At 62.7% G+C, this 26186-nt stretch carries 25 protein-coding genes; 16 read left to right on the forward strand and 9 right to left on the reverse strand.

Annotation, left to right across the window (positions count from 1 at the left end):
• The first annotated feature begins 43 nt into the window (after positions 1-43).
• The 10 genes from VOI21_RS13805 to VOI21_RS13850 all read left to right on the forward strand — a co-directional run bounded on the left by VOI21_RS13805 (position 44) and on the right by VOI21_RS13850 (position 12628).
• Positions 44-1207, forward strand: coding sequence for a hypothetical protein (locus tag VOI21_RS13805; protein ID WP_323770508.1), 1164 nt, complete (start codon positions 44-46; stop codon positions 1205-1207).
• Between the two features lie 187 nt (positions 1208-1394).
• On the forward strand, positions 1395-2588 hold the full coding sequence (gene sucC, locus VOI21_RS13810; protein ID WP_323770509.1) for an ADP-forming succinate--CoA ligase subunit beta: 1194 nt from the start codon (positions 1395-1397) through the stop codon (positions 2586-2588).
• Positions 2589-2664: 76 nt separating this feature from the next.
• Complete coding sequence (gene sucD, locus VOI21_RS13815; protein WP_323770511.1) at positions 2665-3546, forward strand: succinate--CoA ligase subunit alpha; 882 nt, start codon at positions 2665-2667, stop codon at positions 3544-3546.
• 4 nt (positions 3547-3550) lie between these two features.
• Positions 3551-4252 carry a hypothetical protein gene (locus VOI21_RS13820; protein WP_323770512.1) on the forward strand — a complete coding sequence of 234 codons (702 nt, stop codon included), beginning with the start codon at positions 3551-3553 and terminating at the stop codon, positions 4250-4252.
• A 102-nt stretch (positions 4253-4354) separates the two neighbouring features.
• Positions 4355-7327 carry a 2-oxoglutarate dehydrogenase E1 component gene (locus VOI21_RS13825; protein ID WP_323770513.1) on the forward strand — a complete coding sequence of 991 codons (2973 nt, stop codon included), beginning with the start codon at positions 4355-4357 and terminating at the stop codon, positions 7325-7327.
• Between the two features lies 1 nt (position 7328).
• Complete coding sequence (gene odhB, locus VOI21_RS13830; protein WP_323770826.1) at positions 7329-8861, forward strand: 2-oxoglutarate dehydrogenase complex dihydrolipoyllysine-residue succinyltransferase; 1533 nt, start codon at positions 7329-7331, stop codon at positions 8859-8861.
• Between the two features lie 103 nt (positions 8862-8964).
• Positions 8965-9963, forward strand: coding sequence for a glycosyltransferase family 2 protein (locus VOI21_RS13835; protein WP_323770514.1), 999 nt, complete (start codon positions 8965-8967; stop codon positions 9961-9963).
• A 64-nt stretch (positions 9964-10027) separates the two neighbouring features.
• Entirely contained in the window at positions 10028-10438 is a 411-nt protein-coding gene (locus VOI21_RS13840) for an MAPEG family protein (RefSeq protein WP_323770515.1), read from the forward strand.
• Between the two features lie 119 nt (positions 10439-10557).
• On the forward strand, positions 10558-11952 hold the full coding sequence (gene lpdA, locus VOI21_RS13845) for a dihydrolipoyl dehydrogenase (RefSeq protein ID WP_323770517.1): 1395 nt from the start codon (positions 10558-10560) through the stop codon (positions 11950-11952).
• A gap of 163 nt (positions 11953-12115) precedes the next feature.
• Positions 12116-12628, forward strand: coding sequence for a hypothetical protein (locus VOI21_RS13850; protein WP_323770518.1), 513 nt, complete (start codon positions 12116-12118; stop codon positions 12626-12628).
• 4 nt (positions 12629-12632) lie between these two features.
• Here the strand turns inward: VOI21_RS13850 and VOI21_RS13855 are convergent, their stop codons facing one another.
• Genes VOI21_RS13855 through VOI21_RS13870 form a run of 4 tightly spaced genes read right to left on the reverse strand, consistent with a single transcriptional unit; the run spans position 12633 to position 15526 of the window.
• A complete protein-coding gene (locus VOI21_RS13855) occupies positions 12633-13238 on the reverse strand; it encodes a pyridoxamine 5'-phosphate oxidase family protein (RefSeq protein WP_323770519.1) in 606 nt (201 codons plus the stop codon).
• Positions 13225-13947 carry a lysophospholipid acyltransferase family protein gene (locus tag VOI21_RS13860; protein ID WP_323770520.1) on the reverse strand — a complete coding sequence of 241 codons (723 nt, stop codon included), beginning with the start codon at positions 13945-13947 and terminating at the stop codon, positions 13225-13227. The genes VOI21_RS13855 and VOI21_RS13860 overlap by 14 nt, the downstream gene beginning before the upstream one ends.
• Complete coding sequence (locus tag VOI21_RS13865) at positions 13947-14843, reverse strand: cell division protein FtsX (RefSeq protein ID WP_323770827.1); 897 nt, start codon at positions 14841-14843, stop codon at positions 13947-13949. The genes VOI21_RS13860 and VOI21_RS13865 overlap by 1 nt, the downstream gene beginning before the upstream one ends.
• A gap of 5 nt (positions 14844-14848) precedes the next feature.
• Positions 14849-15526, reverse strand: a complete 678-nt coding sequence (locus VOI21_RS13870) for a cell division ATP-binding protein FtsE (protein WP_323770521.1) — start codon at positions 15524-15526, stop codon at positions 14849-14851.
• A gap of 184 nt (positions 15527-15710) precedes the next feature.
• Here VOI21_RS13870 and VOI21_RS13875 point away from each other — a divergent pair, with 184 nt between their 5' ends.
• Positions 15711-16595 carry a zinc-ribbon domain-containing protein gene (locus VOI21_RS13875; protein WP_323770522.1) on the forward strand — a complete coding sequence of 295 codons (885 nt, stop codon included), beginning with the start codon at positions 15711-15713 and terminating at the stop codon, positions 16593-16595.
• A gap of 114 nt (positions 16596-16709) precedes the next feature.
• Here VOI21_RS13875 and VOI21_RS13880 read toward each other — a convergent pair whose 3' ends face one another.
• From VOI21_RS13880 to VOI21_RS13890, 3 genes are all read right to left on the reverse strand, one after another.
• Positions 16710-17975 carry an ABC transporter permease gene (locus VOI21_RS13880; RefSeq protein WP_323770524.1) on the reverse strand — a complete coding sequence of 422 codons (1266 nt, stop codon included), beginning with the start codon at positions 17973-17975 and terminating at the stop codon, positions 16710-16712.
• Positions 17972-18778 carry an ABC transporter ATP-binding protein gene (locus VOI21_RS13885; protein WP_323770525.1) on the reverse strand — a complete coding sequence of 269 codons (807 nt, stop codon included), beginning with the start codon at positions 18776-18778 and terminating at the stop codon, positions 17972-17974. Before VOI21_RS13885 ends, VOI21_RS13880 begins: the two co-directional genes overlap by 4 nt.
• A gap of 119 nt (positions 18779-18897) precedes the next feature.
• Positions 18898-19905 (reverse strand): ABC transporter substrate-binding protein, encoded by a 1008-nt coding sequence (locus VOI21_RS13890; RefSeq protein WP_323770526.1) that lies wholly within the window; start codon positions 19903-19905, stop codon positions 18898-18900.
• Between the two features lie 368 nt (positions 19906-20273).
• Between VOI21_RS13890 and VOI21_RS13895 the strand changes: the two genes are divergently transcribed.
• The 3 genes from VOI21_RS13895 to VOI21_RS13905 all read left to right on the forward strand — a co-directional run bounded on the left by VOI21_RS13895 (position 20274) and on the right by VOI21_RS13905 (position 23101).
• Positions 20274-21665 carry an aspartate aminotransferase family protein gene (locus VOI21_RS13895; RefSeq protein ID WP_323770527.1) on the forward strand — a complete coding sequence of 464 codons (1392 nt, stop codon included), beginning with the start codon at positions 20274-20276 and terminating at the stop codon, positions 21663-21665.
• 3 nt (positions 21666-21668) lie between these two features.
• Complete coding sequence (locus VOI21_RS13900; protein WP_323770528.1) at positions 21669-22373, forward strand: GNAT family protein; 705 nt, start codon at positions 21669-21671, stop codon at positions 22371-22373.
• A 128-nt stretch (positions 22374-22501) separates the two neighbouring features.
• Entirely contained in the window at positions 22502-23101 is a 600-nt protein-coding gene (locus tag VOI21_RS13905) for an ImmA/IrrE family metallo-endopeptidase (protein WP_323770529.1), read from the forward strand.
• A gap of 82 nt (positions 23102-23183) precedes the next feature.
• Here VOI21_RS13905 and VOI21_RS13910 read toward each other — a convergent pair whose 3' ends face one another.
• Both VOI21_RS13910 and VOI21_RS13915 read right to left on the reverse strand, forming a co-directional pair.
• The gene (locus VOI21_RS13910; RefSeq protein ID WP_323770530.1) at positions 23184-23471 is read right to left on the reverse strand and encodes an HU family DNA-binding protein; all 288 of its coding nucleotides are present in this window, start codon (positions 23469-23471) and stop codon (positions 23184-23186) included.
• Positions 23472-23604: 133 nt separating this feature from the next.
• A complete protein-coding gene (locus VOI21_RS13915) occupies positions 23605-25089 on the reverse strand; it encodes an AMP nucleosidase (RefSeq protein WP_323770531.1) in 1485 nt (494 codons plus the stop codon).
• A 79-nt stretch (positions 25090-25168) separates the two neighbouring features.
• Here VOI21_RS13915 and VOI21_RS13920 point away from each other — a divergent pair, with 79 nt between their 5' ends.
• A complete protein-coding gene (locus VOI21_RS13920) occupies positions 25169-25588 on the forward strand; it encodes a glyoxalase (RefSeq protein ID WP_323770532.1) in 420 nt (139 codons plus the stop codon).
• 71 nt (positions 25589-25659) lie between these two features.
• Positions 25660-26151: a hypothetical protein gene (locus tag VOI21_RS13925; protein WP_323770533.1), complete on the forward strand. Its 492-nt coding sequence runs from the start codon at positions 25660-25662 to the stop codon at positions 26149-26151.
• Positions 26152-26186: the final 35 nt, after the last annotated feature.

A 26186-nucleotide genomic window follows, 5' to 3' on the forward strand; every position in this document is an offset into this window, starting at 1 on the left:
GCGTGCTTTCTTTTTTCTTATGTTTCGCACAAGCTTATTTGCCGTGTTCTGGACTGCAAGCGTTGCTGCCGCACAGGACATTGACCTGACGCCGCTGGTTTCAAGCGTCGGATTGTCTGACACCATTCTGGCGCTGGAACAGGACCCGCCCACCCCCGGACGCGACTTCGCCCTTGGCGGCGTGCGTTTCTTGCACGGGATCGAAAAGACCTTGCAGCTGCGCTATCGGCACAATGCCAATTTCGGCGATCTGGAGCTTCCGGTTTTGCGGCTCCCCCTGCCCGACAACCCCAATGCCGCGCCGTTTTATCCCGCTCTGGTAACGGACCTGATGACAGGGGTGGTTGCCGACATGGATGCGGCGCAAACCGCGCTGACCGGGGCCACCGGCGACTTTGGCGTCACATTGGATCTGACACGCGTCTGGTTCGACATCAACGAGAACGGGCGCGCGGATGCGGGTGAGACTCTGATGAGCGCCGCCGGGGCCGCACTGGGTCGCGCCCTTCCCGCCGAACAGCTGAACAGCCTCACCATCCGCTTCGACAGCGCGGATGCAGCATGGCTCACCGCCTATACCCATCTTCTGGAGGCCTTCGGGCATCTGGTGCTGGCCTTCGATCCGACCGACGTGATCGCAGAGGTGAACGATACGATTGACAGGATGGCGGAACTGCGTGGCCCCGATGCCATCAACCAAGTCTATCTGTTTCTCAGCGAAGAGGACGCGGTCGACAATATTGCCGTGCTCTACGGTGCCATGAACCGGCCCCCGGACGTGACCCACATTCATGCGATGCGGGATAATCTGCTGGCGATGGTTGCCCAGAACCGTCGGTTCTGGGATCTGGTCGCGGCAGAACCTGACAATGATCGCGAATGGATTCCCGGTGCCGGTCAGATATCGGCGCTGGGGATCGAGATGCCCGCAAATACCAAGGAACGATGGCTGGCGGTTCTGACTGATGCCGAGGATATCTTGTTGGGCAAGCAATTGATCGGCCATTGGCGTATGGGCGGCAAAGGCGGGGTGAACCTGGCGAAACTTCTGCAAGACCCCGTGCCGGTCGACATCGTGACTTGGGTGCAGGGGCACGGGCTGATCGACTACATGGAAAACGGGCCATTGGTGGACGACGGAAACCTGCGCCTGTTTCAGGAAATGTTCCGAGGCGATGCGTTGCTCTTCATGGTCTGGCTAAACTGATAGCGCTCACCCCGAATCACTTTGTCCATAAGAGTTTCTGAATTTGTGATCACAGCTTTTAGAGGTGTGATCACAAATGTCGGAAACCACCCCCTGAAACCGCCCATGCGGCAAAATAGCGGTTCAAACCTGCGCCCTACCCTGCCTAGGTAGGGCAAATCCGCAGCAAAACGGGGACAGTCGACCCATGAACATCCACGAATACCAGGCCAAGGCCCTACTTCGCAGCTACGGGGCGCCTGTCTCGGACGGCCGCGTCGTTCTGAAAGCCGAAGAGGCAAAAACCGCAGCTGGCGCGCTTGACGGCCCGCTTTGGGTGGTCAAGGCGCAGATCCACGCCGGTGGCCGCGGCAAGGGCTCTTTCAAAGAGGCCGATGCAGGCGAAAAGGGCGGTGTGCGCCTCGCAAAATCGGTTGAAGAGGCCGAGATGGAGGCCAAGCGCATGCTGGGCCGCACCCTTGTGACCAAGCAGACCGGCGACGTCGGCAAGCAGGTCAACCGCATCTACATCGAAGACGGCTCTGGCATCGAGACCGAACTCTACCTTGCCCTGCTGGTCGACCGCCAGACCAGCCGCGTGTCCTTCGTCGCCTCGACCGAGGGCGGCATGGACATTGAGGAAGTCGCCGAGTCGACCCCGGAAAAGATCCTGTCGTTCAGCGTCGACCCGGCCACCGGCTATCAGGCCTTCCACGGCCGCCGCATCGCCTTTAACCTTGGGCTGGAAGGCAAGCAGGTCAAACAGTGCGTCGCGCTGATGGGCACCCTGTACAAGCTCTTTGTCGAAAAAGACATGGAGATGCTGGAGATCAACCCGCTGATCGTGACTGACGGGGGCGATCTGAAATGCCTCGACGCCAAGATGAGCTTTGACGGCAACGCGATCTACCGCCACGCCGATATCGCCGAATTGCGCGACACCTCCGAGGAAGACTCCAAGGAACTGGAGGCCTCCAAGTACGACCTGAACTACATCGCGCTCGACGGCGAGATCGGCTGTATGGTGAACGGCGCGGGTCTGGCGATGGCGACGATGGACATCATCAAGCTGTACGGCGCAGAGCCTGCCAACTTCCTCGACGTGGGCGGTGGTGCCACCAAGGAAAAGGTCACAGAGGCTTTCAAGATCATCACCTCTGACCCGCAGGTCAAAGGCATCCTCGTGAACATCTTCGGCGGCATCATGCGCTGCGACGTCATCGCCGAGGGCGTGATCGCCGCGGTCAAAGAGGTCGGCCTGCAGGTTCCGCTGGTTGTACGTCTGGAAGGCACCAATGTCGAAAAAGGCAAAGAGATCATCTCGACCTCTGGCCTGAACGTCATTGCCGCTGACAATCTGTCAGACGGTGCCGAGAAGATCGTTAAAGCGGTTAAAGGCTGAAGTAGGGCGGGGTTTACCCCGCCTTCCCCGAAAGACGCGGCGGGGTGAACCCCGCCCTACTCAGGAGAACGCCAAAATGGCAATCCTCGTAGACGAAAATACCAAGGTTATCTGTCAGGGCCTCACCGGCTCGCAGGGAACCTTCCACTCTGAACAGGCCATCGCCTATGGCACCAAGATGGTCGGCGGCGTGACCCCCGGCAAAGGCGGGACCACCCATCTGGACCTGCCGGTCTTCAACTCGGTGCATGAGGCCAAGGCCGTGACCGAGGCGAACGCCTCTGTGATCTATGTGCCGCCGCCCTTCGCGGGCGACTCGATCCTTGAGGCGATCGACGCCGAGATGGAGCTGATCATCTGCATCACCGAAGGCATCCCGGTGCTGGACATGATGAAGGTCAAGCGCGCGCTGGAAGGCAGCAAAAGCCGTCTGATCGGCCCGAACTGCCCCGGTGTCATCACTCCCGACGCCTGCAAGATCGGCATCATGCCCGGTCACATCCACAAGCGTGGCAGCGTTGGTGTGGTGTCGCGCTCGGGCACGCTCACCTATGAGGCGGTCAAGCAGACGGCGGACATCGGTCTTGGCCAATCGACGGCCGTGGGCATCGGTGGCGACCCGATCAAAGGGACCGAGCATATCGACGTGCTGGAAATGTTCCTGGCCGACGATGAGACCCAGTCGATCATCATGATCGGTGAGATCGGTGGCTCTGCCGAAGAAGAGGCGGCACAGTTCCTTGCCGATGAGCGCAAGAAGGGCCGTTGGAAGCCGACCGCTGGTTTCATCGCGGGTCGCACCGCCCCTCCGGGACGTCGTATGGGCCACGCGGGCGCGATTGTCGCCGGCGGCAAAGGCGATGCAGAGAGCAAGATCGAGGCCATGAAAGAGGCTGGTATCGTGGTCGCTGACAGCCCCGCGACGCTGGGTGAGGCCGTGCTGAAGGCGATCGGCTGACGCAATGGCGCGCCTAGTGCCCCTCCTTGCCGCTGCTTTCCTCGCGCTGTCAGGCGCGGGGGCGGCGGCGTGGTGGCTGACGCAATCGGGATCCGACTCGCCTGATACACCGCAGGGCGCCTTCATGGCGCTCTGCAACACGGCCAAGCCATTGGCAGAGGCCGATCCGTTGATCCGCCAGATCGGCTGGACCCCATTGGAGGCTACCGGACAGGACGCTCTGCTGGACGCCACCGGCACCTTTCACGTTGCGTCGCGCATGGCCTTGGGCGGTCCGTTCGACGCCGAACAGGAACGCGCTGTCTATGACACCCAGATCGCAGACATGCGCGAGGATCTGGCAAAAGACGGTGTCATGGCCTACGGTTTTGACGATGGCGCGATGCTTGCCGTTTACAACAGCGATGCCGACGGTCTGCCCAAGACCGCGTTCTGCGCCCTGTTCATCGCCGACGAAGGCCAGAGTGACTGGTACTACAAGATGATAGATGCCTTTCCCTATGTCACACATGTACATGCGTGGGCCTCATCGGTGTCGACCGAAGGGCGCCAACCGCGTCCCGGCCTGTGGGTCGCAACCCTGTCCCTGATCCGCAAAGATGGCGGAACATCTGCGGAATGGCAGCAGCTGACGGACATGCTTGGGGCAGAGCCAAAGTACCGCACACTGTCGCGCAGCGGCTTTCGCGGGGAGTTGTCGCTATGACCTGCGCCTCCGTTCGATTGTCTCCGCCGTCCCAGTGCCGATGCCCGCTGATACGTTGATCCGAATCCATCCCCCCATGCCCTTCTTCGAAAGGCCAGCCTCATGAACGACCAAAGCCCCAACGACCTGTTTCACGCTTCCAGCTTTATGCAGGGGCACAACGCTGAGTACCTCGAACAGATGTACGCCCGTTACGCCGCCGATCCGAACGCGGTCGATGACGCATGGGCGGCGTTTTTCAGCCAGCTTGGCGATGCCGACATGGACGTGCAGAAAGAGGCGCAGGGCCCCAGTTGGGCGCGCAAGGACTGGCCGCCGCAGCCTGACGATGATCTGACTGGCGCGCTGACCGGCGAGTGGCCGATGCCCACCGTTCCGGCAGAGGCCAAAGGCGCCGCCAAAAAGATCAAGGACAAGGCCGAGGCCAAGGGCGTCACCGTCAGCGACGAGGCGATCCAGCGCGCGGTTCTGGACAGCATCCGCGCGTTGATGATCATCCGCGCCTTCCGCATCCGGGGCCATCTGGCCGCCGATCTGGATCCGCTGGGCCTGCGCGACACCTCGAACCACCCGGAACTGGACCCGAAAAGCTATGGCTTTACCGAAGGGGACATGGACCGGCCGATCTTTATCGACAACGTGCTGGGCCTGCAGATTGCCTCGCTGCGCGAGATCCTGTCGATCATCCGCCGCACCTATTGCGGCACCTTTGCGCTGCAGTACATGCACATTTCGGACCCCGAGCAGGCAAGCTGGCTGAAAGAGCGGATCGAGGGCTTTGGCAAAGAGGTCAAGTTCACCCGCGAAGGCCGCAAGGCGATCCTGAACAAGATGGTCGAGGCCGAAGGCTTTGAGAAGTTCCTGCATGTGAAATACATGGGGACCAAGCGGTTCGGCCTTGATGGCGGCGAAAGCCTGATCCCCGCGATGGAACAGATCATAAAGCGCGGCGGCAACCTTGGGATCAAGGAAATCATCATCGGGATGCCCCACCGGGGCCGCCTGTCTGTTCTGGCGAACGTCATGAACAAGCCATACAAGGCGATCTTCAACGAATTTCAGGGCGGCAGCTTTAAGCCCGAGGATGTCGATGGGTCAGGCGACGTGAAGTACCACCTTGGGGCCTCGTCGGACCGTGAGTTTGACGGCAACAGCGTACACCTGTCGCTGACCGCCAACCCCAGCCACCTGGAGGCGGTGAACCCGGTGGTTCTGGGCAAGGTCCGCGCCAAGCAGGACCAGCTAAACGACGCGAACCGCACGCAGGTCATGCCGATCCTGCTGCACGGCGACGCGGCCTTTGCCGGTCAGGGTGTTGTGGCGGAATGTTTCGCCCTGTCCGGCCTGCGCGGGCATCGCACCGGCGGCACCATGCACGTGGTGGTGAACAACCAGATCGGCTTTACCACCGCGCCGCACTTTTCCCGCTCTTCGCCCTATCCCACCGACAACGCGCTGGTGGTCGAGGCGCCGATTTTCCACGTCAACGGCGATGACCCAGAGGCCGTGGTGCATGCCGCCAAGGTCGCCACGGAGTTCCGCCAAAAGTTTGGCAAGGACGTGGTGATCGACATTTTCTGCTATCGCCGGTTTGGTCACAACGAGGGCGATGAGCCCATGTTCACCAACCCGATCATGTACAACAAGATCAAGAAGCAGAAGACCACGCTGACCCTGTACACCGAACGTCTGGTCAAGGACGGGCTGATCCCCGAAGGCGAGATCGAGGACATGAAGGCCGCCTTTCAGGCAAAGCTGAACGAGGAATTCGAGGCGGGCAAAGTGTACCGCCCAAACAAGGCGGACTGGCTGGATGGCCGGTGGTCGCACCTCGACAAGCAGAAAGAGGGCAAATACCAGCGCGGCAAGACATCACTGTCCAAAGAGGCGATGAAGGACATCGGCACTGCGCTGACGCGGGTGCCCGACGGGTTCCCGATCCACCGCACGGTGGGCCGCCTGATCGAAACACGGGCCAAGATGTTCGAGAGCGGCGAAGGGTTTGACTGGGCCACGGCAGAGTCGCTGGCCTTTGGGTCGCTGCAACTCGAAGGGTATCCGGTGCGTCTGTCCGGTCAGGACAGCACGCGGGGGACGTTCTCGCAGCGGCATTCGGCCTTTATCAACCAAGAGACCGAAGAGCGCTACTATCCTCTCAACAACATCCGCGAGGGACAGGCCCGCTATGAGGTGATCGACAGTGCGCTGTCGGAATACGCGGTGCTGGGGTTCGAATACGGCTATTCGCTGGCAGAACCCAACGCGCTGACCCTGTGGGAGGCGCAGTTCGGTGACTTTGCCAATGGCGCGCAGATCATGTTCGACCAGTTCATCAGTTCCGGTGAATCGAAATGGCTGCGGATGTCGGGCCTTGTCTGCCTGCTGCCGCACGGGTTTGAGGGTCAAGGGCCGGAACACTCATCGGCACGACTGGAACGGTTTTTGCAGGCCTGCGGTCAGGACAACTGGATCGTGGCAAACTGTTCGACACCCGCCAACTATTTCCACATCATGCGCCGCCAGCTGCACCGGACCTTCCGCAAGCCGCTGATCCTGATGACGCCCAAGTCGCTGTTGCGGCACAAGCTGTGCGTGTCGACCGCCAAGGATTTCACCGGCGGGTCGTCATTCCACCGCGTGTTGTGGGACAGCGCGGAATCCGGTGAGAGCGACACCAAGCTGGTGGCCGACGACAAGATCAAGCGCGTGGTGATGTGTTCGGGCAAGGTCTACTACGACCTGCTGGAGGAACGCGACGCGCGCGGCATCGATGACATCTATCTGCTGCGGGTCGAACAGTTCTATCCGTTCCCGGCGATCAGTCTGGTCAAGGAATTGGAACGCTTCAAGCAGGCCGAGATGCTCTGGTGTCAGGAAGAGCCCAAGAACCAGGGGGCCTGGACCTTTATCGAGCCCAATATCGAATGGGTCCTTGGCCGTATCAAGGCCGACCACCCGCGCCCGCGTTACGTGGGTCGCGCCACATCGGCCAGCCCTGCGACGGGTCTGGCCAGCCAGCACAAAGCACAGCAAGAGGCGCTCGTGAACGAAGCGCTGACGATGGAAGGAAACTGAGATCATGACCGAAGTGCGTGTTCCCACGCTTGGGGAATCTGTGACCGAAGCAACGGTCGCAACCTGGTTCAAGAAGCCCGGCGATGCCGTGGCGGTGGACGAGATGCTCTGCGAGCTTGAAACCGACAAGGTCACGGTCGAGGTGCCCTCGCCCGTCGCTGGCACCCTCAGCGACATCGTGGCCGGTGAAGGAGAGACCGTGGGCGTCGACGCCCTCTTGGCCAATATCTCCGAAGGGGCCAGCGGCTCTGACGCGGCGCCCAAGGCGGCCGCAGACGATGCGCCCGCTGCCTCGGGCAGTGAGGCCTCGGCCAGTGTTGACGTCATGGTGCCCACGCTGGGCGAGTCGGTGACAGAGGCGACCGTCTCGACATGGTTCAAGAAGGTCGGCGATCAGGTCGCGCAGGATGAGATGCTGTGCGAATTGGAAACCGACAAGGTGTCCGTCGAGGTGCCCGCCCCCGCCGCTGGCACGTTGACCGAAATCGTCGCCAAGGAAGGCGACACCGTGCAGGCCGACGCCAAGCTGGCGGTTCTGTCCTCGGGCGCGGGTGCCGCAGCCCCGGCGGCCAAGGCTGAAGCTGCGGGCGGCGAGCAGTACACCACCCCGCCCGCCGGGGACGGTGGACCCGGCAAGGACATCAAGGACGGCCCCGCCGCCGAAAAGGCGATGGCAGAGGCCGGCGTCAAGCGGGAACAGGTTGAGGGCACAGGCCGCGATGGCCGCGTGACCAAACCCGATGTCGCCGCTGCCGTGGCTGCGGCCAGCGCCGCCCCCAAGGCTGCGGCCCCTGCCGCCGCCGCGCCGCGCGCCCCCGTCCCGGCAGACGATGCTGCGCGTGAGGAACGGGTCAAGATGACCCGCCTGCGCCAGACCATCGCGCGCCGCCTGAAAGACGCCCAGAACGCCGCCGCGATCCTGACCACCTACAACGAGGTGGACATGACCGAGACGATGGCCCTGCGGAAGGAATACAAGGATCTGTTCGAGAAGAAGCACGGCGCGCGCCTTGGCTTTATGTCCTTCTTCACCAAGGCCTGCTGCCACGCTTTAAAAGAAGTGCCGGAAGTGAACGCCGAAATCGACGGCACCGACATCGTCTACAAAAACTTTGTCCACATGGGCATCGCGGCGGGCACGCCGCAGGGTCTGGTGGTTCCGGTCATCCGCGACGCCGACAAGATGTCCTTTGCCGAGATCGAGAAGGCCATCGCGGAAAAGGGCAAGCGCGCCCGTGACGGCAAGCTGTCGATGGCGGAAATGCAGGGCGGCACCTTCACCATCTCCAACGGCGGCGTCTATGGCTCGCTCATGTCCTCGCCGATCCTGAACCCGCCGCAGTCCGGCATCCTTGGCATGCACAAGATTCAGGACCGCCCGATGGTCATCAACGGTGAGATCAAGATCCGCCCGATGATGTACCTTGCCCTGTCCTACGATCACCGCATCGTCGATGGCAAAGGTGCTGTGACTTTCCTTGTCCGCGTCAAGGAAGCGCTGGAAGATCCGCGCCGGTTGCTGATGGATCTGTAATTCGCCTCAAAGGCCGGGCTGAAGCCCGGCCTACACCTACCCATTGAACAGGTGCGCATTCATTGCGCACCTTGCCCACCTCACCGAATTGCGCCCGTCCCTCATGAGCGATGCCCAAGACAAAACGTCCCATTCGTTGCGCATCGCCCTTGCCGCCTGCATGCGCAACGAAGGCATATTCCTGCTGGAATGGCTGGCGCATCACCGGGCGCTTGGCTTTGATGAGGTGATCGTGGTGACGAACGACATCACCGACGGGTCAGACGCGCTGCTGGAGGCGCTGGCGGCCAAGGGGCTTGTCACCCATATCGCGCAAGAGGTGCCCGCAGGGGCCGCGCCGCAGGACAGCGGCATGGACCTTGTTCTGCGCCATGCCCGCAACGCTGGCATCACCCATGTCCTGCACATCGACAGCGATGAATTTCTGGCGTTGCTGGACGGCTCTTTGGCAGACCTGATGGCACGCACCGAGCAGGCAGATGTGGTCGCCTTTCCGTGGCGGGCGTTTGGCGCTTCAGGCGTGACACACTGGACCCCCGGCGATCTGGTGACAGAGCGCAATACCCGCGCCGAACCCGCCCCGGTGCCGCGTGAGACCAAGACCAAATGCCTGTTCCGGGTGGCCAGTTTTGCCCGCGCCACCGATCACAACCCGCTGGACCCGCAGGTCGATGATCCGGTGGTGATGTCGCCCGATGGCGAGCTTTTGGACAATCGCACGCTGTATAACCCCAAAAGCGCCCGCTTTCGCCCGCATTACATTGCCGCCCGTCCCAAGACCGCGCACCTGTTTCACTATGCGATACGCTCTGAGGATTGCTTTCTGATGAAGAACGACCGTGGCGACGGTCAGGGCCGTCAGGGCGACACGAAGTACCATCTCAACAGCCCCTGGCACCGCAAGGCCAATCGCAACGAGGTCGAGGAGCCTTGGCTGGCAGATCGCGTGCCTGCGCTGCGCGAAACCTTGGCCGAATGGCGCGCAGACCCGGCTATCGCCACGGCCGAGAAAGCCTGTCAGGACTGGTTCAACGACAGCCGCGCGCGCCTGCTGACGCCGCAAAATCGCGCGGCGTGGACCCGTGGAAAGGTATCTGTATGACCGCCCCGACGCCGCACAATGCCAGCCCTGAGGTCCCGGGTCAGACCCGGGACGGGGGGCCGCGATGACCCCGGAACTGACTGCCCTCACGCTCGCCGCGCTGTTGCAGGTTGTGCAATTTGTGCTGATGTCGGTGCCCGCCAACCTTGAGCTTGGTACTGGCAAGACGCTCGGCCCGCGCGACCGCGCGCGGCTGGGCGGATCGCTGGAGGATCAGCTATCGCCCAAGACCGCGCGACTGCTGCGGGCGTTGAACAACCATTTCGAAGGGCTGATCCTGTTCTCTATCGCGGTCTTCGTGATTACCTTTTCAGATCAGGGCAACGGGCTGACCGCGGGACTGTCACTCGTCTATCTGATCGCCCGCGCGCTGTATGTGCCGGCCTATTACTTCGGCTGGACGCCGTGGCGGTCGGTCATCTGGATGGTGGGTTTCGGCGCCACCGCACTTATGCTGCTGGTGGCTTTGCTATGAATTCTCCGGCCCGCACCAACCCCGGCCCTCTTTGGGCTGTATCCATTCCGGGGGACGGCTGCCGCAGGCAGTCATGGGGCCATGCGCCCCTGCCCCGCTGACACTGAAAGGAAAACTTCATGGCACAATATGACCTCATCGTCATCGGCGCAGGCCCCGGCGGCTACGTGGCTGCAATCCGCGCGGCACAGCTGGGTCTGAAAACCGCCTGCGTCGAAGGGCGCGAGACCCTTGGCGGCACCTGTCTGAACATCGGCTGCATCCCGTCCAAGGCGATGCTGCACGCGACCCATTCGCTGCACGAGGCAGAGCACAACTTTGCCGCCATGGGCCTGAAGGGCAAATCGCCTTCGGTCGATTGGGAGCAGATGAAGAGCTACAAGCAGGATGTTGTGAATCAGAACACCAAGGGTATCGAATTCCTGTTCAAGAAGAACAAGGTCGACTGGATCAAGGGCTGGGCCTCGATCCCTGAGGCGGGCAAGGTCAAGGTCGGCGATGAGGTCCATGAGGCCAAGAACATCATCGTCGCCTCCGGGTCGGAGCCGTCGTCGGTGCCGGGGGCCGAGGTGACGATCGACGAAAAGATCGTCGTGACCTCGACCGGGGCGCTGGACCTGCCGAAGGTGCCGAAAAAGATGGTGGTGATCGGGGCCGGTGTGATCGGGCTGGAGCTGGGATCGGTTTACAGGCGTCTGGGGACCGAGGTGCATGTGATCGAATACCTTGACCAGATCACGCCGGGAATGGACAGCGACGTGCAGAAGGGTCTGCTGAAGATTCTCAAGAAGCAGGGGCTGGAATTCACCCTTGGCGCGGCGGTGTCCAAGGTCGAGACGCTGAAGACCAAGGCCAAGGTGACCTACAAGCTGCGCAAGGATGACAGCGAACACACCGTGGACGCGGATGTTGTGTTGGTGGCAACGGGCCGCAAACCCTACACCGACGGACTGGGACTGGACGCGCTGGGGGTCGAGTTGAGTCCGCGCGGGCAGATCAAGACCGACGCCAAGTGGCGCACCAATGTGCCGGGCGTCTATGCCATCGGCGACGCCATCGACGGCCCGATGCTGGCGCATAAGGCCGAGGATGAGGGCATGGCCGCCGCCGAGGTGATCGCGGGCAAACATGGCCACGTCAACTATGGCGTGATCCCCGGCGTGATTTACACCACGCCCGAGGTTGCCTCTGTCGGCAAGACCGAAGCGCAGCTGAAGGAAGAGGGCGTTTCCTACAAGGTTGGCAAGTTCTCTTTCATGGGCAATGGCCGCGCCAAGGCGGTGTTTCAGGGTGACGGCTTCGTCAAGCTGCTGGCGGATAAGGAAACCGACCGCATCCTTGGCTGTCACATCATCGGTCCGGCGGCAGGCGATCTGATCCATGAGATCTGCGTCGGCATGGAGTTCGGTGCCTCTGCCGAGGATATCGCCCTGACCTGCCACGCGCACCCGACGTTCTCGGAGGCGGTGCGTGAGGCGGCACTGGCCTGTGGTGACGGCGCGATCCACATGTAAGCCTGCGTGGGCGGCAAGAGCCGAGCGGGGGTTTCACACCCCCGCACCCCCGTGGAGGTATTTTTACCAAGAAGAAGTTGGGGGCGGCGGTCACGTTCGGGACTGCCGCCCGCTTTCTGGGTTGATCGGTTGATGGGCGGGAAGCTTTGTGAACAAGGCCATCATGAGTGCCATCGTCATTGTTGGCGGATGTGTCGGCTACATGGCCGGGGGCCTGATATGGGCACCGCCACCCAGAGATCAGCGGATCGCAACGCTGTTCGAAGAGGTCTGCGTGCGGCAGGCGATTGGCGAGGACCTGCCCGAACCACCGTACCGGAAACTGGTTTCCGTTCGATTCCTTGAGGGAACGCGAATGTGGGTGGACCCGGTTGCAGCAAGTTTTCTGGAGATGTCCGACGCAAGGTGCGAAATCTCAACCCATGTTCCCAACGCACTGAGCCTTGCTGACGCGGAAACGCTGGCGGCGCGGATCGAGCCGATCGTATTGGACAGTTTTCCTGATCTGGCGTTTGATCCCGCTGTGACCCTAGGCGAAGGCACGACTTCACGCGGCTGGATGCGTGGTGAGGCAATGACACCCGAGCGGCGAGGCGTGGTGTTTTTCGCATATCCCGAGATGGAAGACGGCGCGGGCAGTTCTTTGACGCTTTTCTATTCCGACCCGCCGGGCTGAGCGGCTACCACATCTTGGGCTTGGCGTATTCCGCGTAGGTTCGGTCATAGTCCTTGCCGCCATATGCGCCGTTGGTCATGTCGGCCATGATCTCACCGCTTTTCGGCAGGCCCCCGGAGATGTTGCCGCAGGTCCAGAGGGCGGAGCGCATCAGGGCCTTGGCGCATTGGGTGTAGACCTCTGCCAGTTCGATCACGATGACGGTGGCGGGCTGCTTGTCGCCTTTGGCGAAGCTGTGGCGCAGGTCCGCATCGTCGGTCAGAAAGGCGTGGCCATTGACGCGCACGGTGGTGTTGGTGCCCGGCACCAGAAACAACAGCGCCACGCGCCCGTCCTGCACGATGTCGCGCAGGCAATCGAGCCGGTTGTTGCCCCACCAGTCGGGCATCATCAGCGTATTCTCATCCACCACCCGCACAACAGGGCCATCATCGCCACGGGGTGAGCCGTGGACGCCCTCCGGCCCCACGGTGGACAGCACGCCAAAGCGTGCGCCCTCGATCCATTGGCGGTAGAGCGGGGTCAGGCGGGTGGCGACCTTGCCCAGTGCGGCCGGGGCGGGTGCGCCGTAGAGCGCGTGCAGATCGTCGAGTGTGTCAAGCCTGCGCATCGAAACCGGCCTCTTTCATAAGGGCGTTGGAGGCGGTTTCCACCTCTTCCTGCAACTGCTGGAGAAAACTATCCCGGTCCAGTCCCGGCTCTATTCGGGGCAGGAATTCCACCACAGCCAGACCCGGTTTGCGATAGATCCCCTTGCGCGGCCAGAACAGCCCCACGTTGGTTGCCGCCGGAACGCAGGCCTGCCCGGTCTGTTCATAAAGCAGCGCGGTACCGACCTTGTACGGGGCCTTGACCCCCGGCGCGATGCGGGTGCCTTGGGGGTAGATGATCAGCTGGCCGGGAAGGGCCGCGCCGTCATGCACATCTTTCAGCATCTTGGCGATGGCCTGCCCGCGTTTGCCGCGCGCCACCGGGACGCAGCCGATGCGCAGGGCGTATTGGCCGATGACCGGGGCCCACATCAGTTCACGTTTCATGATGAACTTGCCCGCCGGGATCGCGCCAAAGATCAGGATGATGTCGAGAAAGCTTTGGTGTTTGGCAGCGATCAGGACCTCATCCTGCGGGATCGGGCCGCGCACCTCTGTGCGCAGGCCGACCATCCAGCGGGCGGTGAAGCGCACCCAGCGGCAGTACGTCTTGCAGGCGGCGCGAGCACCGTGATGTGACAACAGCGCCCAAGGCAGAAAGACGATGCCCATGATCGCCATCATGGCATACATCTGCACGACAAAGAGAAAGGACATCACCCAGCGCATCAGGCCAGCTCCCCCAGAACACGGCGCGCGGCCAGTTCAGTTGCCAGAAAGGCCACGGCGGCGGCCAGAAGTGGCACCAGCAGCGGCCAGAGCCATTGCACCCCGCTAAACCGCAGGCCGGTCAGGATGCCGCCGGTGTCCCCGGCAGACGGCATCAGCAGCAGCGCAATGAGGCCAACAAGCGTCCCCACCGCCGCCCCTGTCAGCGTGCGCAGGGTAAAGCGGCGCACAAACGCCCCCGCGATATAACCATCCGTCGCGCCCACCAGCCGCAGCACCGCGATGACCTGCGCGTTGGCGGCCAGTGCGGCATGGGCAGCCAGTGTGACCATGGCCCCGGTGGCCGCGCCGATCAGTACGATCGCCGCCCATCCCAGCAGCCGCAAGCGCCCCGCCGCCGTGACCAGCGGCCTGCGCCAACGGTTGTGCTCGTCCAGCACCGCCCCCGGTGCCTCTGCCTGAAGGCGCAGGCGCAACCCGTCGGCATCGTAGCCGCCCGATGCCTCCTGCACCTCGATCAGCTGCGGCATCGGCAGGCTTTCCAGCGGCAGGTCGGGGCCGAACCACGGCTCTAACAAGGCGCGTTGTTCATCCGCCGTCAGGGCGCGGGCCGAGTCGACCCCCGGTGTCTGGTCCAGCACCCGCAGGACGGTGGCGGTTTGCGCCGCCAGTTGCCCCTCGGGAGCGGAAATGCGGATGGTCGAGGCGCGGGCCAGTTCGTCGCCCCATGTGGTCGCAAGCCGCCCGGCGGCAAGGCTGAGGGCAAGGGCAAACACCGTCAGAAAGGCCATCGCAGCAGCAGTGAACAGCGTCAGACGCACGGTAAACCCGGCGGGCGGCACCACGCGGTCGGCGCCTGCGTCACGGGCGATCAGCCCTTTGAACCGGTCCAGCATCGCGATCACAGGTCCGCCCCCGCCGATTGCAGTGTGCCGCCCGCGATGCGCAGGATGCGCGCGGGCACAAGGCTTTTGGCGGCGCGGATCAGCATCAGGTCGTGGGTGGCGATCATCACCGTCTTGCCCATCTTGTTCAACTCGACCAGCAGGCGCAGCAGGCGCTGCGACATCTCCCAGTCGACGTTGCCGGTGGGCTCATCCGCAAGGATCACATCCGGGCTGAGGATCAGCGCGCGGGCCAGCGCGGCGCGCTGGCGTTCGCCGCCCGACAGTTCTGGCGGCAGCGCCTCGGCCTTGGCAGTCAGCCCGACCCAGGTCAGCAGCTCGCGCAGGTTGTCGACCTGATCGACGGTGGCCTGCCCGGTGACGGTCAGTGGCAGCGCCACGTTTTCCGCCAATGGCAGGTGGTCAAGGAACTGGCAGTCCTGATGCACCACGCCGATGCGGCGGCGCGCGTAGGCCACCGCGTCGCGGTCCATGTCCGCGACATCGGAGTCAAAGACCGACACACGCCCTTCTGTCGCCCTCAATGCGCCGTAGCAGAGCTTCAGGAACGTCGTCTTGCCCGATCCCGACGGGCCGGTCAGGAAATGGAACGACCCCGGCGCCAGTTGCAGGGACAGGCCGGAAAACAGCGCCGCTCCGCTGTAGGAATAGGCCACATTGTCCAGCTCGATCACGGGGGCACTGCCTCTGCATTGTTGTTCTGGCCGCAGTTTTGCCCGAGGTATCGGGCCGTTGCAACGCGCGGGCGGCAGAATTGGACTTTTCCCGCCGAAACGGGCAGCTTAAGGTTCACGCGCAGGCCCGAAGGGGCATCGCACAAGACGACACACGCGGGAAGAAACAGGGGTTCGGGACGGAATGCGGCTGATTTGCCCAAATTGCGGCGCGCAATATGACGTGCCCCTCGAAGTGATCCCCGAGGCGGGCCGCGACGTGCAATGTTCGAACTGCGGCCATACGTGGTTTCAAAAGCGGGTGTCACAGGACCCGGCGGTCCAATCTGCGCCCGCATCCGCGCCTGCGCCCGATGCGGGACCAAATGCGGCACCTGAGCCTATCGCCGCACCCGACCTGCCAGATCCGGACCTGCCCACCCCCAAGAAAAAGATCGACCCGGAGATGGCCGAGTTGTTTCGGGAGGAACGTGAATTCGAGGCACGCCAGCGCGCCGCCGAAGGGCTGGAAACGCAGCCTGATCTGGGGCTTGAACCGCCGGGTGAGGATGAAAAGACCCGCCGCGCCCGCGAAAGCCGCGAACGCATGGCGCGGCTCAAAGGTGAGGAGATCGCCCAAGGGTCTGGTCGCCCCGTCCCGCCGCCCTCGCCCGAGGATGCCGAATTGCAGGCTGCGGCCGTGGCAGCGGCTGCCGCGTCACGTCGCGAGTTGCTGCCGGACGTAGAGGAAATCAATCAGACCCTGCGCGCCTCATCCGAGCCGCGGGTGATCGACCGTGACGCCGGAACACGCTCTGGCGGCAAACCGCGCCAGACCGGCAACCCCTTTGCGCGTGGCTTTATGCTGATGGTGTTGTTGGCGGTGATCGGCGTGGGCCTCTACGTCGGCGCGCCGAAACTGTCGCAACAGGTGCCGCAAGCGGCCCCCGTCCTCGACGCCTATGTCGCCACGGTGGACAAGGGCCGTATCTGGCTGGACGCGCAGGTCAAGGCGCTGTTGACACAGCTTGACCAGATGAGCTCGGAGGCTGGCCCGCCTGATCCGGCAGCCCCCGTCGCCGCCGACTGACCCACGCGCCACCGGCGCGCGTCGCGGGACGGTGGGCGGGGCGATGTCACGGCCAAAGGCCGGGACGAGCGCCCTACGACGTCCCGCCCCCGCAATTTCGACGCCCGTTGGCCCTCAGGTGCGCCCCTTCCAGGGCACCAGCGCCTTTTCGGCGATCCGCATCAGGATATCGATGCCAAAGCCGATGACCCCGATCAGGATGATCCCCATGATCACGATGTCGGTCAGCTGGAATTTCGACGCCACCATGATCATCATGCCCGCGCCCTTTTCCGCCGCCACCAGTTCAGCGGCCACAACAGTGCCCCAGCAAACGCCCATTGCCACCCGCGCCCCGGTGAAGATTTCCGGCAGCGAGTTCGGCATGATCACGTGGCGCATGATCTGAAACTTTGACGCGCCCAGCGAATAGGCCGCGTGGACCTTGGAGATCGACACGCCCGACACCCCCGCGCGGGCCGCGATGGCCATGATCCAGAGCGCGGCCAAGAACAGCAGGATAATCTTGCCCACTTCGCCGATGCCCGCCCAGATGATCACCAGCGGGATCAGCGCCAGCGGCGGCACCGGGCGCATGAATTCGACGATCGGATCGAACCATCCCCGGAACCAGTTCGACAGGCCCATGGCGTAGCCCAGCGGGATGCCCACCAGCGCGCCAAAGAAAAAGCCCACGACCACCCGGAACAGCGAGTATCCCAAATGCTCCCACAGGGTAGAGCCGCGATAGCCCTCCTTTGCGATCTCACCAAGTCGGGCCAGCACGGCCTCTGGCGCGGGCAGCCAGATCGGTTCCATCTGCCAGCCTTTTGCGGGCTCGAAGTTCAGCGTGCCTTTGGGCGACATGCCCACGCGGCCGAATTTGGTCTGCACCGATTGTCCGGGCGCGATGGGTTCGCCGTTGATGGCGACGACGGTGTGCCCTTCGTCGCGGCCAAACTCGTCGTTGTTGTCCACCCGGATCAGGCCAGAGCGCCACGCACCCACCGTGTCGATGTCATTTTTGGCCCAGCCGTCGCCGGGGTCGACGACCGGATCCTCGACCTCTGTCCCCACCTCGAAGACGCGGACCGTTACCGTGGCATCGTCGGGCGATTGCCCCTCAGCTTCGGCGGTGTAGGTGAATGTCGCGTCGCCGATAAAGGGCCCCGGCGCGTGCAGGAAGCGCGGCACATAGGACGACCCGGTAAAGGCCCCCCAGAGCAGGAAGATCGACAGGACGGAGATCACGCTGGCGATCCGGTTCGGCGTCACCGCCGATTCGTCGCCAAAGGTCACGGTCTTGAGCGAGGTGTAGTCGGTTACCGTTTTGTGGACGACAAATTTCACCACCACGAAAGAGACGATGAAGATGGCGATATAAAGGGCAAAGACGATCATGCGCTTTCCTCCGCGCGACCCATGATTTCTTCTTCCATGTCCCAGATCATGCCAAGGATTTCTTCGCGTTTCTCCCCGAAGTCAGGGTGTTTCTTGACCTCGCGCAGGTCGGCGTTCACGCCCATGTCGGCAAACGGCAGACGATATTCGCGGTGAATGCGCCCCGGACGCGGGGCCATGACCAGCAGGCGTTCGCCCAGCAGCAGCGCCTCTTCGACAGAGTGGGTGATCAGGATGATGGTCTTGCCGGTCTCTTTCCACAGCTTCAGCACCAGACCTTGCATTTTTTCACGGGTCAGGGCGTCCAGCGCGCCCAGCGGTTCGTCCATCAGGATCACGTCGGGGTCATTGGCCAGACAGCGGGCCAGCGCCACACGCTGTTGCATCCCGCCCGACAATTCATAGACCGCCTTTTCCTTGAAGTCGCGCAGGCCGACCACGTCCAGCAGGTGATCGACATGGCTGCCCCAGTCGCGCTCACGCTTGCCCGCCATACGGGGGCCAAAGCTGACGTTTTCGCGCACGCTCATCCATTCGAACAGCGCGCCTTGCTGAAACACCATGCCGCGTTCGGCATCGGGCCCTTTCACGCGGTGACCGTTGAGGGTGATCGTGCCGTCGGTGGGCGCCAGAAAGCCCGCGACGATATTCAAAAGCGTGGTCTTACCGCAGCCCGAGGGGCCCAGCACGCTCAGCAATTCGCCTTCGGCGAGGTGCAAAGACACGTCCTTGAGCGCCTGAACGGAAGACCCGTTGGGCAGGTCGAACCGCATGGAGATCTTTTCGATGGTTAATCCGCTCATGGCCTCCGGTCTTTCGCTGGATGTTGCAGGAGGGGGAAAGGCGTCCTGAGACGCCTTTCGTCAGGATCGCGACGGACCCTGTTGGCCCGGGTCACCCCTGTGGGTGCCCGGGCTGTGCCTTACATGCCGTTCGCGTCGCTCAGCGGACCGACGTTCACATTGTCGGCGTAGCTGTCGAGCGCGGCATCAATGGAGCCTGCCGCAACAAAGACATCAGCGACGCCCTTCATGAACTCCTGCGCGCCGCCGCCCAGCCATTTGGCGGTCAGCTGTTCTTCGACGGTCGGGAAGATGAAGGTCGAGATGGTGGCCATCGTGGCGTCCACGTCCATACCCGCATCTTCGGCGATCACCGGAAGCATCTTGGCGTGGTTCGCCTCATCCGCCCACATGGCGTTGGCCTCGGCTGTCACCTTGAGGAACGCCGACACCACGTCCGAATTCTCGGCCACCCAGCCCGCCGGGCCGGAGGTGACGTCAAAGACCAGAATGCCCAGTTCTTCCTTTTCGGCCCCGGTCAGCAGAATGTTGCCGTGCTCTTTCATGCGGCGCAACGAGCCGCCCCAACCGCAGGCCATGTCCACCGAACCCTGTGCAAGGGCGGCGGCACCATCGGGCGGGGCCATATCGACAACTTCCATCGTGCCGATGTCGACGCCAAAGTGACCCATCTGCTTGAGAAAGCCATAGTGCGCGGCGGTGCCGAGCGGCACGGCGACCTTCTTGCCTTCGAGTTCCTTGGCCGAGTCCTTGTCGATTTCCAGCGCTTCCAGCACGACGCAGTTGTCGTTGTCCGAATAGCTGACGGCCACGTCGAGGATCTGCAAGTCCTGCCCGGCGCTGGTCGCCACCACGAAAGGCGGAACACCCTGCGACACGCTGAGCTGCACATCGCCAGAGGCCATCGCCGCCGACATGGCGGTGCCGGTGTCAAAGCTGACCCAGTTGATGGTAACGCCCATCTCTTCGTCATACATGCCCGTCGCCTTGGCATACTGGAACGGCATTGGCCATTCGAGGAAATAGCCCACGGTGATTTCGCTGTGGCCAGCGGCAAAGGCAGCCTGCGTTCCGGCCAGCATGGCAAGGGCCGAGGCGGCCCCTGTGAGGGTGGTCTTGATCGTCATTGTCGTTCTCCCTGTTATCTGTCCGCCCCACCGGCGGATCGGTCCTTACGCACGGGGTAGCGCGCTTGGCGGCGCCTCGTGCCGGGCGCTCTGCCCAATTCGGACCGGAAAACGGGCAATGGATCAACGGTTTTTCCCGATGATGCGCCGGATTTCATCGCAACAGTTGTTCTTTTCCAGAAAGCCAAATCTATCTATCGTGCTGAAAATGTTTGAAAACGCGCGGCGCAGATCTCGCAGAATCGGTCTAACCCTGCAACTTTGGACCTATACGCGCGGAAAATCTGGACCTAACGACTGCCCACAAAACTGGCCCATGTGATATCATCCCCACGCAAACCGCGCGACGGCCCAAGGAGAGCAACAGAATGGACGGCACCTATTCGCAGAACGACCTCAGCCATGTTGTCGAGGCCGACAAGGCCCACGTCTGGCATCACCTGATCCAGCACAAAGGGTTTGAGAGCAAGGACCCGAACATCATCATCGAGGGCAAGGGCATGCGCGTCTGGAATCAGGCGGGCAAGGAGCATCTGGATGCGGTGTCCGGCGGCGTCTGGACGGTCAACGTCGGCTACGGGCGTGAGCGGATCGCCAAGGCGGTCTATGACCAGCTGATGCGCATCAACTATTTCGCGGGGTCCGCTGGATCGGTGCCGGGCGCGCTGTTTTCCGAAAAGCTGATCGACAAGATGCCGGGCCTGACGCGGGTCTACTATTGCAACTCGGGCTCCGAGGCGAATGAGAAGGCGTTCAAGATGGTGCGCCAGATCGCGCACAAACGGTACGGCGGCAAGAAGCATAAAATCCTCTACCGCGACCGCGACTATCACGGCACCACCATCGCCTGCCTGTCGGCGGGCGGTCAGGATGAGCGTAACGCGCAGTACGGCCCCTTTGCCCCCGGTTTCGTGCGGGTGCCGCATTGTCTGGAATATCGCCGCCACGAGCAGGACGGCGCACCGGAAGACAACTATGGCCTCTGGGCGGCGGAGCAGATCGAACAGGTGATCCTTGCCGAAGGGCCGGACACCGTGGGCGCGCTCTGCCTAGAGCCGGTGACGGCAGGCGGCGGCGTGATCCCCGCGCCCGATGGCTATTGGCAGAAGGTGCAGGAGATTTGCCGCAAGTACGACATCCTGCTGCACATCGATGAGGTGGTCTGCGGCGTGGGGCGCACCGGCACCTGGTTTGGCTATCAGCACTACGGGATCGAGCCGGATTTCGTGACCATGGCCAAGGGTGTGGCGTCGGGCTATGCCGCGATTGCCTGCTGCGTGACCTCGGAACGGGTGTTTGAGCTGTTCAAGGACGATGCCAGCGATCCGATGAACTACTTCCGCGACATCTCTACCTTTGGCGGCTGCACCGCCGGTCCGGCGGCGGCGATCGAGAACATGGCGATCATCGAGGATGAGGACCTGCTAGGCAACACCGTAGCGATGGGCGACTACATGCTGGACCAGTTGAACGCGCTGGCCGACCGCCACGTCGTGATCGGCGATGTGCGCGGCAAGGGTCTGTTTCTGGGGGCGGAACTGGTTTCGGACCGCGCCACCAAGGACCCGGTGGCAGAGGCAAAGGTGCAGGCGGTGGTGGGCGACTGCATGGCGCAGGGTGTCATCATCGGTGCCACCAACCGCTCTGTCCCCGGTCGCAACAACACGCTGTGTTTCTCGCCCGCGCTGATCGCCACCAAGGACGATATCGACGAAATCCTGACAGCTGTCGACGGGGCGCTTGGCCGCGTGTTTGGCTGAGGTATGGACCACCGTTTGAACGAATACGGGCAACCCATCGGGTTGCCCGTCGACCTGCCCCTGCCCCGTCCGCTGCCGCCGCATCAGGCGTTGCAGGGCCGGTACGCGGTGCTGGAACCGCTGTCGGTGGACCATGCCGATGGCATCTTTGACGCCTTCACTGATCCCGCTGGCTGGACCTATCTGGGCGAGGAAACCCCCTTTGAGGACCGCCAGCAGGCGCATGACTGGGTGGCGGCCAAGGCCGCAAGCCGTGATCCGCTGTTCTTTGCCGTGCTGGTCGATGGCCGTGCTGTCGGGTTCCTTTCGCTGTTGCGGATCAACCCGCAGGCCGCGTCCATCGAGGTGGGCTTTATCCACTTCTCGCCCGCGTTGCAGGGCACCCGCGCGGCGACCGAGGTGCAGTATCTGCTGATGCGCCATGTCTTTGAAGACCTCGACTATCGCCGCTACGAATGGAAATGTGACGCGCTGAACGCGCCCTCACGCCGCGCGGCGCTGCGGTTGGGATTCACCTTTGAGGGCGTGTTTCGTCAGGCGCTGGTCTATAAGGGGCGCAATCGCGATACCGCGTGGTATTCGATTCTGGACAGTGAATGGCCCGCGCTGCGCGGCGCCTATGAGACGTGGCTGGCCGAAGCGAACTTTGACAAGAACACCCGCCAGAGGCAGTCACTTGGCACGCTGATCGGTGCCGCAAAAGGCTGACGCGGGGCAAAACGCCTGCAATCTTAGCAGTTCTGCGCTCTGTTCAGGGTTTGGAAACCCTTTCCGTGACAAAAATTGGCAACCGGGCTGGTCAACACCATGCGCCATTTGCCTAAGCGGAGAGTCCCATGCCGCCCAAATACCCAAGTTATGCCTATGTGGAACCACAGGCGACAGGTGCCAGCGACGCCGAGATCGAGGAAATCATCGACGATCTGGTGGCGCAATCCCCCGGAATGAAGTTGCCGCACGGCGATCCGATGGACCCGATCTGTCGCGCCATGAACGTCGATCTTGAGTACTCAAGCCCGCCGCACGAAATTTTGCTGGACGTGCCTGTAGAGCGCAAAGCCTGTATCTGGCTGCCCAAAAAGGGAAAGCCGCGGCAGGATCGCTTTATGGCGGCGATGGGGGTCGGACACTGGATTTTGCATGTGCCGGTGACCCGTGAGGCCTTTCCCGGGTGCGGGATTCAGGCGCTGCTCAGACCGACCGACCGCGCTGCGCAGGCAGAGGCCGTGCGCTTTGCCCGGATCCTGCTGATGCCACGCGAAGAGTTTTGCAGCCTCTGGTACGAGGGCCGCGCCAATCTTGTGGCCGACACGCTGAACGTCCCCACGCAGGTGGTCTACGAACGCGCCGCCATGCTGGATATCCCGACCGACGATGGGCAGGGCAACAAGTTCGAATGGAAATCCCGCGCGCAGGTCTCTTCTGGCGGCTATTGACGCTTTTGCCTGCTGGCAATCGCCAAAGAAAAAGGGCCGCCAAAGCGACCCTTCGTTCACGTGTCTCCACCGATGGCAGAGATCAGGCGTTCACGCTGTCCTTGAGCGCCTTGGCAATGGTCACCTTGACCTGCTTGTCGGCTTCTTTCTTGAACTGAGCGCCGGTCGCGGGGTTACGCACCATACGCTCAGGCCGCTCGCGGCAGTAGACTTTGCCGACGCCGGGTAGGGTCACTGCGCCACCGGCGGCCACTTCGGAGGTGATGATGTCGGTGATCGCATCAAGCGCCGCACCGGCCACTTTTTTGTCCGCATCCATCTTTTCCGCCAGTGCCGCCACCAGCTGGGTCTTGGTCATGGGTTTCGCCATTTCATGGTCTCCTTCACTGCCCGTCACACTTAGGGCCTCTGGCTCGCAATAAAACCGGATATGGGGGCAAAACACAACGATTAGGGGCTCATCACACATGCCATTTGTGCGTTTTGTGCTGGTTTCCGCCGCGTCAAAGGAACGCGGTTTCCTCGAAACTGCGGAGTTTCCGGCTGTGAATGCGCTCCAACGGCATTCCACGCAACGTTTCCATGGCGCGAATCCCGATGCGCAAATGGCGACTGACCTGTGATCGGTAGAAATCAGAGGCCATGCCGGGCAATTTCAACTCACCATGCAGCGGCCTGTCGGACACGCACAACAGCGTCCCGTAGGGCACCCGGAACCGAAAACCATTGGCGGCGATCGTGGCGCTTTCCATGTCCAGAGCAATGGCGCGCGACTGGCTGAGCCGCTTGACCGGGCCGCTCTGCTCTCGCAGTTCCCAGTTGCGGTTGTCCAACGAGGCCACCGTCCCCGTGCGCATCACACGCTTGAGGTCGAATCCATCCAGTTGCGTCTCTTCGGCAACCGATTTTTCCAGCGCGATCTGGATTTCGGCCAGCGCCGGGATCGGCACCCAGACCGGCAGATCGTCGTCCAGCACCTTGTCCTCGCGCAGGTAGGCATGGGCCAGCACATAGTCGCCAAGGCTCTGCGAATTGCGCAGGCCCGCACAGTGCCCGACCATCAACCACGCATGTGACCGCATGACGGCGATATGGTCTGTCGCCGTCTTGGCGTTCGATGGCCCCACGCCGATGTTGACCAGCGTGATCCCCGCCTGTTTGGGGCGCTTGAGGTGATAGGTGGGCATCTGCGGCATCCGTTCCGGCGTCTTCAACACCGCCGAGGGGTCGGTGATCTCGGCGTTGCCGGTGCTGACAAAGCTGGTGTAGCCGCTGTCCGGATCGGCCAGCATGGCGCGGGCATAGGCTTCGAACTCATCGACGTAGAACTGGTAGTTGGTGAACAGGACGTGGTTCTGGAAATGCTCCGGGTCGGTGGCCGTATAGTGCGACAGACGCGCCAGAGAGTAATCCACCCGCTGCGCGGTAAACGGTGCCAGCGGCAGGGTGCCATCGGGCGCGGGCTGTGCCTCACCATTGACGATGTCGTCGTTTGTGGTCGACAGGTCCGGCACGTCAAAGACGTCGCGCAGGGCAAAGTCGGCCGCGCCTTCCTGCGGGACAGTCACGTTCGGGAAATTCGCCACCGCAAAATGCACTGGCATCGGTGTGTCCGACAGGCCGATGCGCACCTTGACCCCGTGGTTGCCCAAAAGAAGGTCGATCTGCTGCGTCAGGTAGTTGCGGAACAGATGCGGGCGCGTGACCGTGGTGGCATAGGTGCCGGGCTGGGTCACATGGCCAAAGCTGAGGCGGCTGTCGATCTTGTCGAACCGCGTCGTGGTCAGGCGAATCTCAGGGTAGAAGGCCCGCAGGCGCACGCCGGGATGGCCTTTGGACATCGCGCTCAGAAACGCGTCCCGCAGGAAGGTTGCCGCCGTGTCGTATAGCTCGATCAGGCGGGCCACCGCCGCGCCTGCGTCGTCAAAACTCTCTTCGCCGGGGACCTCCGGTGTGACGATCTCAAGATTTTCTGCCGTGTCCTGCATGCCTGCCCCCTGAATTTGCGCGGAGGTTGACAGGTCCGGGACGCGGGTTCAAGCTGGCGATAAGGTCATAGGTGCTGACATGGATTACGAGACAGTATCGCCGGGCGATTTCGGCGCGTCGTTGCGTGGGCTGGGCCTGAACTTGTTGGTGCGGGACGTTCGCGCCTCCTGTACCATGCTGCAAAGCGTCTTTGGCATGACAGCACATCGCGTCAGCGCGGATTTCGCGATTGTCCGCTACGGCACGGCGGTGTTCCAGCTACACGCAGACGGCACCTATTCCGCGAATCCCTATCTGTCTTACCTGACAGAGGCCGGTCCGCGCGGCGCAGGTGCAGAGTTGCGGCTGTATGACAGCGACCCGGACGCTGCGGCGGCCTTGGCCGAGGCGCAGGGCATGCACATCCTTCAGCCTCCCACGGACAAGCCGCACGGGCTGCGCGAATGCTATCTGATCTGCCCCGACGGGTATGCCTGGGTGCCGTCACGGGTGCTGTGACTGTTTTCCCGGCACGACAAGAGCGCTAGACTGGACGTGACCTTTCCTTGAAAACCATTTGGACACCTCTTATGGCCCTGCGCTTCACCCCAGCTTTCATTGCCTTTGTCACAACGCTCTGCACGGCCCTGCCCATGTCGGCACAGACGGAAATCCGCCGCAACGACCGGCTGACCAACTGGGCGCTGTTCGAGGATGACGGCTATTGCTGGATGGCCACCAATGCGCGCCTGCCGGGGCGCGACCGCCTGTTGCTGACCGTCGATATGGAGGGCAGTGTCGCGCTGTTCGTTGATTTCGAAGGCGGCGATTTGTTCGACGACACTGCGGACCACCTGATCACCCTTGGCTTGCGCGAGATCCTGTTCCGGTCACGTGGCGAGTGGGCGTGGACACTGCGCGACTCGCCCGAACGATTGCTTGAAACGCTGCTGACCAGTGACCAGATCGGCTATGAGGTCTTTGTTCTTGCCGACGACCGCCAGCGCACCCTGCGCGGCCAGTGGGACACCGAGGAGGCCCAGCAGGCCTACGACACATTGCGCGAGAGCTGTGGCCGCTGATAGGGTTTGCGCAAACACGCCAAACCCCGGAGGCC

Source organism: Antarctobacter sp. (assembly GCF_034670325.1).
In the GTDB taxonomy this organism is placed as follows: domain Bacteria; phylum Pseudomonadota; class Alphaproteobacteria; order Rhodobacterales; family Rhodobacteraceae; genus Antarctobacter.

Bases quoted from the DNA above. Each gene is read 5' to 3' on its own strand.
- VOI21_RS13910 (WP_323770530.1), bottom strand. From the start codon at position 23,471: ATGGCGAAACCCATGACCAAGACCCAGCTGGTGGCGGCACTGGCGGAA.
- VOI21_RS13900 (WP_323770528.1), top strand. From the start codon at position 21,669: ATGGACCACCGTTTGAACGAATACGGGCAACCCATCGGGTTGCCCGTC.
- sucD (WP_323770511.1), top strand. From the start codon at position 2,665: ATGGCAATCCTCGTAGACGAAAATACCAAGGTTATCTGTCAGGGCCTC.
- VOI21_RS13890 (WP_323770526.1), bottom strand. From the start codon at position 19,905: ATGACGATCAAGACCACCCTCACAGGGGCCGCCTCGGCCCTTGCCATG.
- VOI21_RS13865 (WP_323770827.1), bottom strand. From the start codon at position 14,843: ATGCTGGACCGGTTCAAAGGGCTGATCGCCCGTGACGCAGGCGCCGAC.
- VOI21_RS13835 (WP_323770514.1), top strand. From the start codon at position 8,965: ATGAGCGATGCCCAAGACAAAACGTCCCATTCGTTGCGCATCGCCCTT.
- VOI21_RS13925 (WP_323770533.1), top strand. From the start codon at position 25,660: ATGGCCCTGCGCTTCACCCCAGCTTTCATTGCCTTTGTCACAACGCTC.
- VOI21_RS13895 (WP_323770527.1), top strand. From the start codon at position 20,274: ATGGACGGCACCTATTCGCAGAACGACCTCAGCCATGTTGTCGAGGCC.
- VOI21_RS13885 (WP_323770525.1), bottom strand. From the start codon at position 18,778: ATGAGCGGATTAACCATCGAAAAGATCTCCATGCGGTTCGACCTGCCC.
- VOI21_RS13850 (WP_323770518.1), top strand. From the start codon at position 12,116: ATGAGTGCCATCGTCATTGTTGGCGGATGTGTCGGCTACATGGCCGGG.
- VOI21_RS13905 (WP_323770529.1), top strand. From the start codon at position 22,502: ATGCCGCCCAAATACCCAAGTTATGCCTATGTGGAACCACAGGCGACA.
- VOI21_RS13875 (WP_323770522.1), top strand. From the start codon at position 15,711: ATGCGGCTGATTTGCCCAAATTGCGGCGCGCAATATGACGTGCCCCTC.
- VOI21_RS13920 (WP_323770532.1), top strand. From the start codon at position 25,169: ATGGATTACGAGACAGTATCGCCGGGCGATTTCGGCGCGTCGTTGCGT.
- VOI21_RS13855 (WP_323770519.1), bottom strand. From the start codon at position 13,238: ATGCGCAGGCTTGACACACTCGACGATCTGCACGCGCTCTACGGCGCA.
- VOI21_RS13820 (WP_323770512.1), top strand. From the start codon at position 3,551: ATGGCGCGCCTAGTGCCCCTCCTTGCCGCTGCTTTCCTCGCGCTGTCA.
- VOI21_RS13825 (WP_323770513.1), top strand. From the start codon at position 4,355: ATGAACGACCAAAGCCCCAACGACCTGTTTCACGCTTCCAGCTTTATG.
- lpdA (WP_323770517.1), top strand. From the start codon at position 10,558: ATGGCACAATATGACCTCATCGTCATCGGCGCAGGCCCCGGCGGCTAC.
- VOI21_RS13860 (WP_323770520.1), bottom strand. From the start codon at position 13,947: ATGCGCTGGGTGATGTCCTTTCTCTTTGTCGTGCAGATGTATGCCATG.
- VOI21_RS13840 (WP_323770515.1), top strand. From the start codon at position 10,028: ATGACCCCGGAACTGACTGCCCTCACGCTCGCCGCGCTGTTGCAGGTT.
- sucC (WP_323770509.1), top strand. From the start codon at position 1,395: ATGAACATCCACGAATACCAGGCCAAGGCCCTACTTCGCAGCTACGGG.
- VOI21_RS13880 (WP_323770524.1), bottom strand. From the start codon at position 17,975: ATGATCGTCTTTGCCCTTTATATCGCCATCTTCATCGTCTCTTTCGTG.
- VOI21_RS13915 (WP_323770531.1), bottom strand. From the start codon at position 25,089: ATGCAGGACACGGCAGAAAATCTTGAGATCGTCACACCGGAGGTCCCC.